The 12777-nt window shown below is 59.8% G+C and carries 12 protein-coding genes; 2 read left to right on the top strand and 10 right to left on the bottom strand.

Annotated elements, in window-relative coordinates; translation table 11 throughout:
• The coding region (locus ACFDTG_RS10570) for a glycosyltransferase family 2 protein (protein WP_375291006.1) at positions 1-556 on the top strand (556 nt) is incomplete at its 5' end.
• Between the two features lie 40 nt (positions 557-596).
• On the opposite strand, the gene epsI is transcribed toward ACFDTG_RS10570, so the two are convergent.
• The 7 genes from epsI to ACFDTG_RS10535 form a co-directional block, all read right to left on the bottom strand.
• Positions 597-1289 carry an exosortase-associated protein EpsI, V-type gene (epsI, locus tag ACFDTG_RS10565; RefSeq protein ID WP_375291005.1) on the bottom strand — a complete coding sequence of 231 codons (693 nt, stop codon included), beginning with the start codon at positions 1287-1289 and terminating at the stop codon, positions 597-599.
• A complete protein-coding gene (gene xrtV / locus ACFDTG_RS10560; RefSeq protein WP_375291004.1) occupies positions 1282-2193 on the bottom strand; it encodes an exosortase V in 912 nt (303 codons plus the stop codon). Before xrtV ends, epsI begins: the two co-directional genes overlap by 8 nt.
• Positions 2183-2968, bottom strand: coding sequence for a CpsD/CapB family tyrosine-protein kinase (locus tag ACFDTG_RS10555; RefSeq protein WP_375291003.1), 786 nt, complete (start codon positions 2966-2968; stop codon positions 2183-2185). The genes xrtV and ACFDTG_RS10555 overlap by 11 nt, the downstream gene beginning before the upstream one ends.
• Before the next feature lie 23 nt (positions 2969-2991).
• Entirely contained in the window at positions 2992-4347 is a 1356-nt protein-coding gene (locus ACFDTG_RS10550) for a Wzz/FepE/Etk N-terminal domain-containing protein (RefSeq protein ID WP_375291002.1), read from the bottom strand.
• A gap of 24 nt (positions 4348-4371) precedes the next feature.
• Positions 4372-5205 (bottom strand): SLBB domain-containing protein, encoded by an 834-nt coding sequence (locus ACFDTG_RS10545; RefSeq protein ID WP_375291001.1) that lies wholly within the window; start codon positions 5203-5205, stop codon positions 4372-4374.
• Positions 5206-5215: 10 nt separating this feature from the next.
• Positions 5216-6484, bottom strand: a complete 1269-nt coding sequence (locus tag ACFDTG_RS10540) for an outer membrane beta-barrel protein (protein ID WP_375291000.1) — start codon at positions 6482-6484, stop codon at positions 5216-5218.
• Between the two features lie 221 nt (positions 6485-6705).
• Entirely contained in the window at positions 6706-7563 is an 858-nt protein-coding gene (locus ACFDTG_RS10535) for a peptidyl-prolyl cis-trans isomerase (protein WP_375290999.1), read from the bottom strand.
• Between the two features lie 174 nt (positions 7564-7737).
• Here ACFDTG_RS10535 and welK point away from each other — a divergent pair, with 174 nt between their 5' ends.
• Complete coding sequence (welK, locus tag ACFDTG_RS10530) at positions 7738-8754, top strand: beta-1,4-glucuronosyltransferase WelK (RefSeq protein WP_375290998.1); 1017 nt, start codon at positions 7738-7740, stop codon at positions 8752-8754.
• Positions 8755-8759: 5 nt separating this feature from the next.
• Here welK and ACFDTG_RS10525 read toward each other — a convergent pair whose 3' ends face one another.
• From ACFDTG_RS10525 to ACFDTG_RS10515, 3 genes are all read right to left on the bottom strand, one after another.
• Positions 8760-10160, bottom strand: coding sequence for an exopolysaccharide biosynthesis polyprenyl glycosylphosphotransferase (locus tag ACFDTG_RS10525; protein ID WP_375290997.1), 1401 nt, complete (start codon positions 10158-10160; stop codon positions 8760-8762).
• 395 nt (positions 10161-10555) lie between these two features.
• Positions 10556-11389 (bottom strand): hypothetical protein, encoded by an 834-nt coding sequence (locus ACFDTG_RS10520; protein ID WP_375290996.1) that lies wholly within the window; start codon positions 11387-11389, stop codon positions 10556-10558.
• Positions 11390-11698: 309 nt separating this feature from the next.
• Positions 11699-12592, bottom strand: a complete 894-nt coding sequence (locus ACFDTG_RS10515) for a hypothetical protein (protein ID WP_375290995.1) — start codon at positions 12590-12592, stop codon at positions 11699-11701.
• Positions 12593-12777 lie beyond the last annotated feature (185 nt).

Raw genomic sequence — 12777 nt, 5'->3', positions numbered from 1 at the left:
AGACGCGCTCGCACGCGGCGATCTTGTCGGTGGCCGGATCGACGTCTTCACGACCGCCGCCCGACCGTCCGGAGCCGACCTTTTCGAACAGCTTTTTGCCTTCGACCAGCGCGGCTATATCGAGGGCAAGGGCTTTACGGTCACCGCCAATCTGTTCTGCCGCCGCGAGACGTTCTCAGCCGTTGGACCGTTCGCGAACGGCGTGTCCGAAGATCTGGAATGGTGCCGCCGGGCCCGGCGCGCGGGATTTTCCCTGGTCTATGAGGATGAAGCGGTGGTCCGTCACCCCACCCGTCCCGACTGGATTTCGCTACAGGCAAAGTGGCGCCGATTGACCCGTGAGGCCTTCCTGCTTCACCGCATGGAGGGCGGAAGCCGCGTGGGATGGGCTCTGCGTCAGGTTGCAGTGGCCGGCAGCGCCGCTCCGCATACCCTCCGCGTGCTGCGAGCCGATCTTCCCGTCGGCGACAAGGTTCGTGCAGCTGGGGGGCTCTGGCGCATCAGGACATGGCGGGCACTGGAGGGATTGAAGCTATCCCTCGCTGGGCAGCGCTAGTCAAACGCGCCCAATGTAACCGAAGCAATTAAAGTCGCGATCAGACCGTCGATGCCAGTTCAGTTCCGATAAAGCCCTTGCGCGCTTTCTGCGGCAGCGCATTTACGACATCGGAGAGAAACCCCGCGACATAGGGCCACGCTGGCCGCTCGGTAATCCGGATTGTCGAAGCTCGCACGAGCATGCCATCGCCGATGGTGCCGGCCATGGCAGCAGAAAGACGATCCGACCTCTGTTCTGAAGCCGTGCGCGGGAAATCCTCGCCAAGCCGGGTCCAGTAGACGATATCTTCCACGCGGTCGTCACCGACGGCGCTCAGATAAACCGCGGGAATTTCATGGCCCCTCGAAACCGGCACCGCGCCCATCTCCCTTTGCCCGATGGCCATTCCCACCGCTGGATAACATGCCTCCGGGCGGTGCAACTGGAGAAGATCGCTTTGGACGCCCCCATAAGCGATCAGAAGCATGATCGGCGGCACCTCCTCATTAGGGAGATAATACACGCGCGAAAGCGTGGCGGAATAGAGTCGGTCGGCCAGGCTGTCGGGCGTCACCGGAGCTATCACCGATCCTCCCGGATGCTCGCGCCATTTGCCGAATTGCTTGGGAACAGCCTCTTCCAGCGTGATGCCGGAGAACAGCCTCACTGCCTCGCGGGGACGAAGGAATTCGGCGACGCCGAAGGTACCGAGCGCCGCCCCGCCGATGATGAACTCGCGCCGGTCAGGCATGGTTTGGTGCTCCCTTGGCGTTTCGCCGATCGATAAAACGGCGCAGCACGGCGTCGAGCAAGATCGTAAGGCCGAGCGCAGCCGCGAAAAGGACGAGCCCTGTCGTCACGTGAAGGAACCCTTGGGCCACCGCGTCGCCGGCATAATAGGTCAGCAGGACCAGTACCAATACCCGGATGATGTTCACGAATACCGCGATTGGGATGATTGCCGCGGTCAGCGCGAGAGCGTAGCGCAATGACGCCCGGTGGATGACGTAAATGTAGAATAGCATCACCGCGACAAGGCCGATGAGCGAATTCATACCCGAACAGGCATCTTCCACCAGCAAACGATATTGCGCGATCGTGATTACGATACCGTATCGATCGACGGGGTACCCAAACCAGCTAAGCATCGACGTCGAAACGACGGACACGAACATCCGAAGCGGTGATGTAATCTGGTCGATGACCCAGCCGGGAATCGGAACCAGAAAGCCGAGGTAAATGAAGGGAAAAGCATTCGCCAAGAGCGATCGCAAACCCAGCAGTGTCAGGGCAGTGGCCAGGAAAAAGAGATAGACCCCTAGGGCTTCGATCGCGAGCAGATCGTACGGTCGCCCGAAGGCGTACAAAACGCATGCCACCACGAACATGATACCGGCGAGTGCAACTGGCGGCTTGGTCCTCAGTGCCAGCAGTTCGGCCCGAATGTGAAAAAGAAGCCAGATGCCGGTCGCCAGGACGATCGGGCCGTGCGCCCCGATTTCCATTGGCCATGATTGCTCCGCAAGGCGGATCAGCGTCGGAATTGCCAGAACCGCAAAGCCGACGATGAGCGGCCAATGCGAGGCAAGTAGGGTCAACGCGGGACTTCGCCCGCCCAGATCGGTTTTCGGGGCGGCAAGCGTGTCAGTCGACATCGAGGAATGTACCGACGATGGTTACACGATCGGATGTGAGCTCTTCGATGAAATGTTTGACATCAGCGACATAGGTCACATCGCGCTTGACGACGAGAAGAGCGTAGCGAAGCACGGAAGCAAGCCGCCGCGTGTCCGAACTGTATCGCGCTGCGGGACAGTCTACGATGGTGAAATCGAAGCTGCGCATCAGTCCGGTTACCAGATCTTCGAAGCGTCGACTGGACAGCAGAGCTTGCGGATCTGCCGGCCGCTCTCCGGCGTGGATCAGGGACAGATTGGGGAGAACATCCTCGCGGATGACCTGCGCAGGATCGTCGAGCGTTCCAGCCAGATAATCGCTGAGGCCCGGTTGCACTTCAGGTGGCTGGAAATAGGTTTCCAGCTCCGGCTCGCGCATATTGGCGTCGATGAGAACGGTGGAAAGCCCAGCCTGCGCGGCGGCAACCGCGAGGTTGACGCTGACCAGCGAGCGTTGCACCTCGTCGCCGATGGAACAAATCGCCAGTGAGCGTCGTCCGATGCCGATATGCTGCTGCGAAAGGTGGTTGCGCAGAGCGCCCACCGCCGAACTTTCCGTGCCCGTAGGATCCGCGAGAACTGCGATGCGCCGGGAAAACCGGTAACCGCCCGGTTCACCCACCAGGGTCTCGCTATCGGGATCTTCCTCAACGGGCTCCGTTACGAAGTCCGCCGTGTCGGCGTGCGTATCCTCGCCAGCTTGCAGTTCTTCGCCTTCGAGGGTGTCACCCTGGTCAGAAGCTAATCTATCCATAGAATCCTCGTTCCGCGGCGAAGTCACGTTGCGGACTTTTTAAAGAACGGAAGCATTTTCGAACTATTGCCCGCGATGGCGGCGTTCGATTTTGAGAGCGGTTGCAAATTTGCAATGCCAAGGACAGGGATGCCCTCGAACGCCAGATCGGACGGCGCACGTACCCTGCGGTTCAGCAGTTCCACAAGGACCGCCAGTGCCATTCCGAACGCCAGCCCCATCGCGATCGAACCAATGACGATCAGAGGGATCTTGGGAAAAGACGGCGAGCCGGGCGCCACCGCATTGCCCAGGAACGACATTCCGGTCTCGGTGGATTCGCTTTCCTGCTGCAATTCGACAGTCCGCTTGGCCGCAGCCTCGACTTGCTCCCGCAGCACCAGGGCATTGACCGCAAGTTGACGGGCCTCCGCGACTTTGCCACGTTGACCAAGAACCTTTGCTCTCTGGGCAGCGAACTTTTCGCTGGCGGACGGCCCGCTCGAAACGACCGGAGCCCGAGCCGCAGCACGCGCTGCTGCGAGTTCCTGCTGCGCACTCTGCGCTGCCGCAGCGCGTTGCTGGCGCAGTGCCACGAGGCGTGGATGGTTGGGGCCAAGCGTACGCATAGCGGTTTCGATCGCGACGTCGAGTTGCTGAACCTGTGCCTGCGAGGGACTGCTCATGGGCATCGCCGCAGGCATGGAAGGAACCGCCGGCATGTCCTGCACCCCGGCCATTGCTGCCAGCCTCGACGATTCCGCGTCGGTCATATTGTCTTCGAGAACGATATTGTTCTCGCGTTCGAAATTCGCCTTGGCTTCCTCGGCTTCGGCCAGTTTGGCGCGTAGGCTTTCCGTCTGGCTCTGAAACCATTCGGCGCTGCGCTGTGCTCCGCGCTGTTTGGAGAGTCGCGTCTCCGCCTCGTAAGCTTCACGCAGGGCGTCTGCTACACTGGCAGCATTCTCGGGCTGGTCGGTGGTGTAGCTGATTTCCAGAATATTGCTGCCAAGAACAAGGCGAGCGTCTGTGCCCTCGATAACTCTTCCCGCTAGCCACCTGCGAAAGCTCATATCGCGACCCGGATTGGTAGCTTGGTAGGCAGCAGCGAGCTCTGGCGACGAAGTCCAGTTGAACTGATCGACCACGCGACCTGCAACGCGATAGTCCTTGATGAGTTCGATCTGAGTCTGGACGTAAGCGTTCATGAACTGCGAAGACATTGTCTGCCCAGTGACAGGATCAGGCTTCGCGATATCAAGCATCAATCTTGACGTGGCCGTATACCGCGGAGGGACCAGACTGATCACGAGTATCGCAGCACAGATCGCCGACAGGGTCGTGACGAGCACGAGATTTCTCCGAGCCCACAGGATGCGGAAAAAGTGCGCGATACTCATAATAAAATCCCCGTTCGCAAACGCTTAGAAGAACCGCTCGCCGACAACGATTACATCGCTGTCCTGGATCGGATCGCTGAGACTGAACTTTTTAACTTCTACGCCATCACGAACCACAGTGATCCGCCTGTCCGATCCCAAGCTGGTAAGACCGCCACCACGGGCCAATGCCATCCGCAGGCTCATCTTGTTCTGGATTGGATAGGTGCCCGGCGCGTTCACCTGGCCATATATATAGAAAGTGGGCGCAGCGGGCACGAAAATCTTGTCGCCGGGATTAACGATGGGATCGGCGGCATCGCCACCCCGCGCGATGGTTTCAATCGTAAGGGGAATTTCATCCCCGCCCTCATGGCGGAGATAGAAGGTTTCCGCACCCGTAGCGCGCAGACCGCCAACGCGAGCAATAATCTCTGACACGCGATACGCACGGTCGATCGGAATCAGGCCGGGGTTCGCTACTTCACCGAGCACCGTCACATAGCGACTGGTAATCTGGGCAACCGTAACCTGGATAGCGGGATCGATATAATACCCTCCCTCGGTGAGGGCCGCGGCAATTTCCCTGCTCAATTGGAGCAAGGTCTTGTCCTGTGCCGTGAGAGTGCCGACGTAGGGCAATTGGATGGTGCCATCCTGCTGCACCGTCACCCGACCCCGGAAATCTTCGGAACCCACCATGGCGACGTCCAGAACGTCGCTGATTCCGATCACGTAACCATTCTCGAATGCGGCGGGTGCTGCACTGGGGGTCTGAGCGGGCGGAACCTGCGCATTGGGAGCTGTCTGCGCGACTGCCCCCGTCAAGCTTAACGATAAGGAGGCGAAGATGAGGGCCAATCTGGCAAAGATGCGCATGAGGCGACTCCTAAAGGGAAAATGACAGGCCCACTTGGGCGAAAACGTTATCGTAATCGAAAATGGGCTGATCGGTGGTCCGACGTTGATAGCCGGCATCGAGAGTAAGGCTAATACGGCGGTTAAGCTCGTAGGATGCACCCCCTGAGATATCGTAAACGGTTTGCTCGCCAATGAACGGGCCTTGGATATCTCTGGCATAAAAGAAGCGGCGCGGCGAAACCGATCCGCTCACACGGAAGCGCAAACGCTGGTTTGCGGCGTAATTGGCAGTCAGACCATAGGCTTGCGAAAGTTCGTAAGTCGACACGCCGGTAAGGGTGCTAGTGAATTCGCGTGAGCCGTAGGCCATAAACTGGAGGCGCTCGCTTGCCAGCAAAGTGAGTTCGAGACTTCCGTTGACCCCGGATCGCGATGGAAGCACGCTATCGTCCGAAGTAACATCGACCTGGGAAATACTCCCACTGAATTGCAGCCGCGTGCCAATGTCCCTGCGATAGGCCAGCCCGTAGCCCTTTACCGAATATCCGCTCGATTGCCCCGTCAGGGTCAATTGGTTGGGAAGGTCGGTATCCTGCCTGAAAGCAAATATGCTGATTTCGCCCAATCCGGGCGAGGCATAGGTAAGCCCAGGCTGCACGCGCGTCGTCTCGTAATCCGCGACGCGGCGGAGCGAGTTGCTGTTGAAGCCGCTGCCACGTTCCACCTCGAAGGTCGGACGCAGTCCGTATTGGCTCCCGCACGCAAGTTGCCCGACGATCCGCTTGCGAGTTTCCAGATTGTCCGTACCGAGCGTGGGTTCGACACCAACGTAGACAAGCTCGCCGAGGCTGCTCTGCCGCCTCGAAGCCAGCCCCGTAACTGTCAGATCGCAAACCGGAAGATCGAGAAAAACGGAAGGTTCGACCTGAAGCCGTTCGCTGTTGAGCGAGTCATTGCGGACATAAAAGTCATACCCGAGTATCGCCTGCAACCCGACCTGGTGGCGCCCCAGGGTTCGAGCCACATCTAGCTGCACGGACGGCGATATCCGAACATCTTCTTTGTCCAGCCGGCTTAAACCGGCCGAAGCATCGTTTATTCTCGGCACATTGCTGTCATAGCGAGCATCCAGTCGGAAAGAGATCTGGTCTCGCGAAGATCCCAAGCCTCCCGACGAGGCGGACGCGCTCGTGGGATCGGGCGCCCCGATGCCATCCTGTGCGTGGACCAGCCCGGCAGGCAGGATGACGAGCGTGGACGCGACACCCGCCGCGAAAGCCCGTGGAATTCCATTCATGCGTGCTGCCCTCCTCGGTGCGCTCAGTTTTGGCGCCTGGTCGAGTATTGTAAATCCGGCCTTTTTGCCAGACTCCGTAACGAGTTTATTCCAATTGCCCTAACCGAGAACCGGGACAACTTTTCCCAATTCGCAGCTTTTGGGCGCGGCGGGGACGACACTAGCGATCGCTACATGAATAGCACGCACGCTCGAACGTCCCCCGACCCGACTCTACAGAATTACTCGGCCGGAACTGCAGCCGGCTGACCCGCAGGCGCTGCGCCGCCCTCGGGCGTCTTGGGCGGGGCGAAGGCGTCATTGTACTGCACGTTCTCACGACCGGCCTTAATCTTCTCGGTCAGAGAATTCTGCATTGCCGATTGCGAGCGCTGACGCGAAAGCATCTCACCTGCCACCTGACGCGCCTGATCGCCGGTAATCGGATCGACCTGGCTTGTGCGTACTTGATTGATCCTGATCCCCTGCGCGGATGGGATAATGAAAACCTCGTTAGGCGGAAGAGCGCCGATCTGTTGCGCCGCCTGCGGTGGGATCGTCAGCGAATCGATGACACCGACAGTCTTGTTGCCGGGAACATTCATTCGGTTGAGCACCGCTTGCGCCTCGGCCATCGTCTTCACGGGTTCGAGCGCCTCGAGAACCCGCTGCGAGGTTTGCGGGACGATGATTTGGTCGACCACATAGGTGCGCCGGTTCGAAAACAGCGACGGATTTTCGGTGATGAAGTTGTCGATTTCATCGTCGCTCGGCTGCGGAAGCGTTCCGCCGATCTTACGCTGCAAGAGCTGAACCAGCGCGGCCTGGCGTGCCTTCTGTTCAAGAACCGCGAATTCCGGCCCCTTGTCCAGGCCTTCCGCTTCCGCTGCCTGGGCCAGAATAGTCCGATTGATGATGTTTTCCAGTGCGTAACGCTGAAGGTTCTTCTGCGCTTCGGGGGTGGGAGCTGTCGCACCGTCGAGTTCTGCTTCAAGCTCGGTTGCGGTGATCTCTTGCCCGTTAACAGTCGCGACGACCTGGCCCGTCGGCGCGGAGGGTTCCGAATTACAAGCAGCCAGCGCGAGCGGCGCCGCAAACATTAAGAAAGCCTTATTCCCCATCATCGTATCCCTGTCCATCTGTTATGCCGATGTGCCGAGCACAGTTGCGATAGCGCGCCTATAGGCTAGAGCCGGCTGAACAGTCACCCCTTTTAGGGTCGTGTTTCGTATCAGCACCACATGCCGCGAAAAATTTAATGGAGTCGCGATCTGATGAAAATATGTCTGGCGGCGTCCGGTGGCGGACACATGCGCCAACTGCTCGACCTCGAGCCATTCTGGCATGACCACGACTTCGTTTTCGTCACCGAGCCCACCGCAATGGGGGAAAGCGTTGCCCAGCGCTACCCTACCGAATTCGTCCCGCATGTCGCGTTGGGTCAGGCCAAGCTCGGCCATCCCATCGAGATGCTGCGTTCGACCTTCGCCAATCTTGCTGCATCCTGGCGAATCGTTTCGCGCCATCGGCCCGATCTGTTTATCAGCACCGGGGCCGGCTCCATGTTCTTCACCGGCCTCTTCGCCAAGTTGCGCGGAGCCAAGATCGTGGTGATCGACAGCTTCGCGCGGTTCGAGAAGCCGAGCGCCTTCGCACGGATCGCCGGTCCGCTGGCGGACTGGCGCATTGCGCAGTCTCCCGCTTCGGCGCAGGCCTGGAAAGGCGCGGAATGTTACGATCCGCTGGTTGTGCTGGACAGCGAAAGACCGGCCAAGGAATCGCTTCTCTTCGCGACGGTGGGGGCGACGCTACCGTTCGAGAGGCTGCTCGATTACGTTGGAGATGCTGTCAATCGCGGTAAGGTTCCAGAGCGTGTCGTGATCCAGACCGGCAAGGGCGTCGAACCGATTTCCGGTACCGAAAGTGTCGAAACTCTGGATTTCGACGAAATGCGCGCATTGCTCGGCCGTGCCGATATCGCCGTGTGTCATGGGGGAACAGGATCCATCGTCACGGCGCTGCAGGCTGGCTGCCGGACGATCGCGATTCCCCGCCTGTTCGATCGAGGCGAGCACTACGACAATCACCAGCTAGAGATCACCGAGGCGTTCGAAAAGCGCGGGCTACTGTTCGTCGCGCGCGACCGGGAGGAATTCTTCGAATGCCTGGAGCGGGCGCGCACCGCCACGCCGAGGCTGGCGACTACCGATCCCAAGGGCCTGATCGCTCGCCTGAAAGAGATTGCAGGCAGTATCGGACCGTCCGCCGGGTCGACCCGAAAATCAGCCTGACGGTATCAATAAGCGTTGGGGTGAACCAGAACGCGAAGGGTCGCTACGATAATCGCGAAATCTCGCCACAGGCGCCAACCGGCTAGATATTCGAGATCGGCATTCAAACGGTTGGTAAGATCGCTAGTGGTCTCCGTCGCGCCGCGATAACCGCGGACCTGCGCCAGCCCAGTGATGCCGGGCTTCAGCCGGTGGCGTTCCCAGTAGCGATGCGAAATCTGCCAGAACAGCCGGTCTTCCGCGGTCGATCCAAAGGCGTGGGGACGCGGCCCGACGATGCTCATGTCCCCCTTGATAACATTGAGCAGCTGAGGCAGCTCGTCGATGCTGGTCTTGCGAATGAAGGCGCCGAAACGCGAGATGCGATCGTCATCGCGCCGCGTCGACTGTGCCCCGGCTTGATCGCTCTGTTCCTGCCGCATGCTGCGGAACTTGAAGATGTTGAAAGGTACGTTGTTGCGCCCGATGCGGGGTTGGCGGAAGAAGACGGGTCCACGCGAATCAATTTTGATGAGCAAGGCCACGGTCAGCAGCAAAGGTGTCAGGAAGATCAGGACGGGGACCGCGATGGCGAGATCGAAAAGCCGCTTCTTGAACTGGTCGGAAAGGCTCAACGTACCGCGCGATACCACCAGCGTATTCGTTCGCCCGAACGTGTCGAGCCCGATCGCGCCCACATCGTCGCCAAGCCCGACGAGCAGTTCGCCTTTTGCATCTATCGTCTTGAGCATGATCGCCCAGGCCGCCTGCCGTTCCGGCGGGCAGGCGACCAGGATACGATCGTACAATTCGGTCAATCGGGTGAAATGCTCTAGCGCGCTTGGGTCGTCGAGATCGGGTCTGAGGTGATTGGCCGCCGCATCGATGACGAAACGGGCGCCAGGTTCGGGGTTGCTCCTCCCGTCGAGGATCACGAGCTCGTCGGTCAGAACGCCGCTCAATTCACGCCTCACCCACCGGTAGGCGAAAAGCCGGAACCCCAATAGCAGGATGAGCATCGCGCCCAGGACAACGAAGATACCGAGACGCGAAATCTCTTCGCCCTGCTGGAACGAAAAGAGAAGCGCGAAGACGATCAGGAACGTTTTCACCACGGCGCTCACCGTGCGCCGCGCGAGCTCCGCGTAGTCGACGAGAATGCCCAGTGAATAGAGACCGCTGTTGACCGCGGCGGCGAAATAGATCGTGGAAACGACCAACATCAGATCCACTCCGCCGGCGAGACGCCAGGACGGATCGCGGACCAGGTCTGCGAGATTGAATGCGATCAAGATCGCCAGCGCGTCTCCTAGAACAAGCCGTGCGTACAGCGCCATGCGCGCGCTCTTGCGCACATAGCCGGACTTTACCGCGCCGCCATGATCGGAGTCTTCATCGGACTGAATGATGGCCTTCGGATGTTCCATTTGCTCCCCAATGCACGCGGTGCACCTTCTACAAGGAAGGCTCGCAGGCAGGCAAGGTCTTCCGGGGCCGACTTGGGAGCCGCCTCATATTGGGCCAACGGACTAGATAAAAGTCAATTTTCCGAACACCAACGGGGTTTGCACGCATCTTACTGCGTGATAAGCAAGCAATCCCGTAGATAATCAGTTCGAGACCGGACCCGTGTTTGAAGATACCAGTCGCTGGCGCCGTTTCGCCGAAGGGCGCGGCCTGATCATCGCAGTCGCAGTAATCATACTGCTCCTGGGTATATCTGTCGCATTCGTGCTTCGGTCGAAGGCGTTGGGCATCTGAGCCGGTTGCAAGTGCTCGCCATGCACTTGCAACCTGCCCTTATCTCCAGCCCAAGAGCGCCTCAGCACTTTCCGTCGACACTGTCCCCGTCGACTACATTGCCGCATTGGGTATCCGCCCTGATGCCGGCCTTGATATTGTAATAGGGGTAATTGGGTGCCTTGGCGCCCTCGATCGTGCGAACGACGTTGTTCCAGACGAACGAGCCCGGCGAATTCGTCATCGCGATGCCGTGCCAATAGCTGACCTCGACTTCGTTATTCATCACTCGCACATTCTGCGGCGGGGCGGCGCCGAAATTCGTGATGCCCTGCATCTTCCCGTAGATCCTATTGCCGATGACATTGATGTCGCTGGTCGTCATCTGGCCCGGGAAGCTCCAGATCTGGACGCAGTCGGGATGGGTGCCATCCTTGACCAGCCGGGCACCGTCGTAAACCGGCGGAATGGGCTTGAATGCCGTGCAGGTGTTCCCCAGCAGGTGCACGCGCTTGGCCGTGGCGATATTGAAGCCGTCGGATTGCAGGCCGATGGCGACATTGCCGCGCAGCGTGATGTCCTCGCTGCCACGCGTCACCAGCACGCCGGTCTTGCCGCCGGTCAGCGTGGCCCCGGCCACTTCGATACGCTTCGACCCGTCGATGAAGACATTGACCCACACTTCGGGCGGCAGGGGCGCATCGATCGTGCCCCCAAGCCAGACCCAACCCGCGGTCCCGCGAATGGTAAGGCTGCGGACGCGTGCGTCGGACGCATCGATGGTGATCGGCTTTGCGTTATCACGGCGCGGCAAGGAGATGTCGCCGCATTTTCCGCTCAGAGTAACAGTGTCGCCCGGTTGCGCTGAAGCCAGGGTTGCGGCCAGCGTCACACAGGTAGCGGCAATTACACTCATCTAACATTCCTCGTGGACTTCCAAGGCGACATGATTTGATGTCGTGGTTCCGTCGAGGTGAGTCATTAGGCCGGTTCAGGTTTACATCGCCCTACCGCGAATTAAGTAAAACACCCAAACGGTAACCATTCGGTGGCGTGGGTGACATTCTTTACTTAAATACTATGTTTATCGCCGCGTTAACCAAGGCATTGAAGGTATTTGACCTCTCCTCCAAATCAGCTTGCGAAAAGCTTTTATTTAATACGCTTTAAACCGCGAGATGTCAGGTGGTTTCGAAAGTACTCGACCGAGCAGTCTTCGTCCGTCCTAGCATTTACGGTCGGCCTTGCCGTCCACCCGGTTGCCGCAGCGATTGCCGTTATCCGCCTGGACATTTGCGCGGGCGGGCACGTCCGGCCGGCCGAACGCGGTCGAGCCCGGCAGGGTGCGAACGGTGTTGTTTCGGATGTCGGCCTCTTTCGTGCCTTTCATCGCGATGGCCCACCAGAACCCAGACATTTCGATGTCGTTATCCCAGATACGCACCCGCTCCGGGGGGAGAGCGCCGAAATTCGTTATGCCCTGCATGCCGCCACCGATGCGGTTGCCGATGATGGCGATGTCGCTGGTGGGCGGTTTGCCCTTCTCGCTCCAGATCTGAATGCAGTCCGGGTGCGTCCCGTCCTTGATCATCTTCTTGCCTTGGAAAACGGGAGGGATTGGCTTGAAATCCTTGCAGGTATTGCCGATCAGGCTGACGCGCGTCGCCGTGGCGATATTGAACCCATCGGAGCGAAGCCCGGTCGCGATATTCTCGCGCAGGACGATATCCTCGCTCCCGCGCGTCACCAGCACTCCGGTCTGTCCACCCGTCAGGGTGGCGCCCGCGACCTCAATCCGCTTGGCTCCGTCGATCATCACGGTGACCCAGGCCTTCGGAGGCAGCGGCGCGTCGATGGTCCCGCCCACCCACTTCCACCCGGACGTCCCACGAATGGTCAGGCTTGTCAGCTTGGTGCCGGTTGCATCGATGGTGACCGGCACCGCGTGGTTGGCGGGCGGCAATCTGACATCGCCGAACTGGCGGCTGCGGTCGAGAATGATCGTGTCCCCGCCTTTCGCCGCCTTCGCCACCGCCGGGAAGCTCTCCGGCGTGGCGCGCAGCGTCTTGGCCTGGAGCGGCGCCGAAACAAGAGCGAGAAGAGCGATAAGGCGGATCATAAATGGGCTCCTGATGTAGCGTTGGTGGTGGCGAGCGCGTAACCAATTGGCCCGAACTTAAATGCCGACACGGCGGCGTATCGCCTCGGGCGGGTTAGCGAATGGCAGCGTAACGATCGCGCCGCCCCCACCTGAACTTTTGCCGGATCGACGATAGGAACACCCCCTTGATCGCGCGTGAACGG

This window comes from Qipengyuania sp., assembly GCF_042095715.1.
GTDB lineage: Bacteria > Pseudomonadota > Alphaproteobacteria > Sphingomonadales > Sphingomonadaceae > Qipengyuania.
The sequence above is the reverse complement of the archived record's forward strand: the minus strand, read 5'-3'. Positions and strand labels throughout refer to the sequence as shown.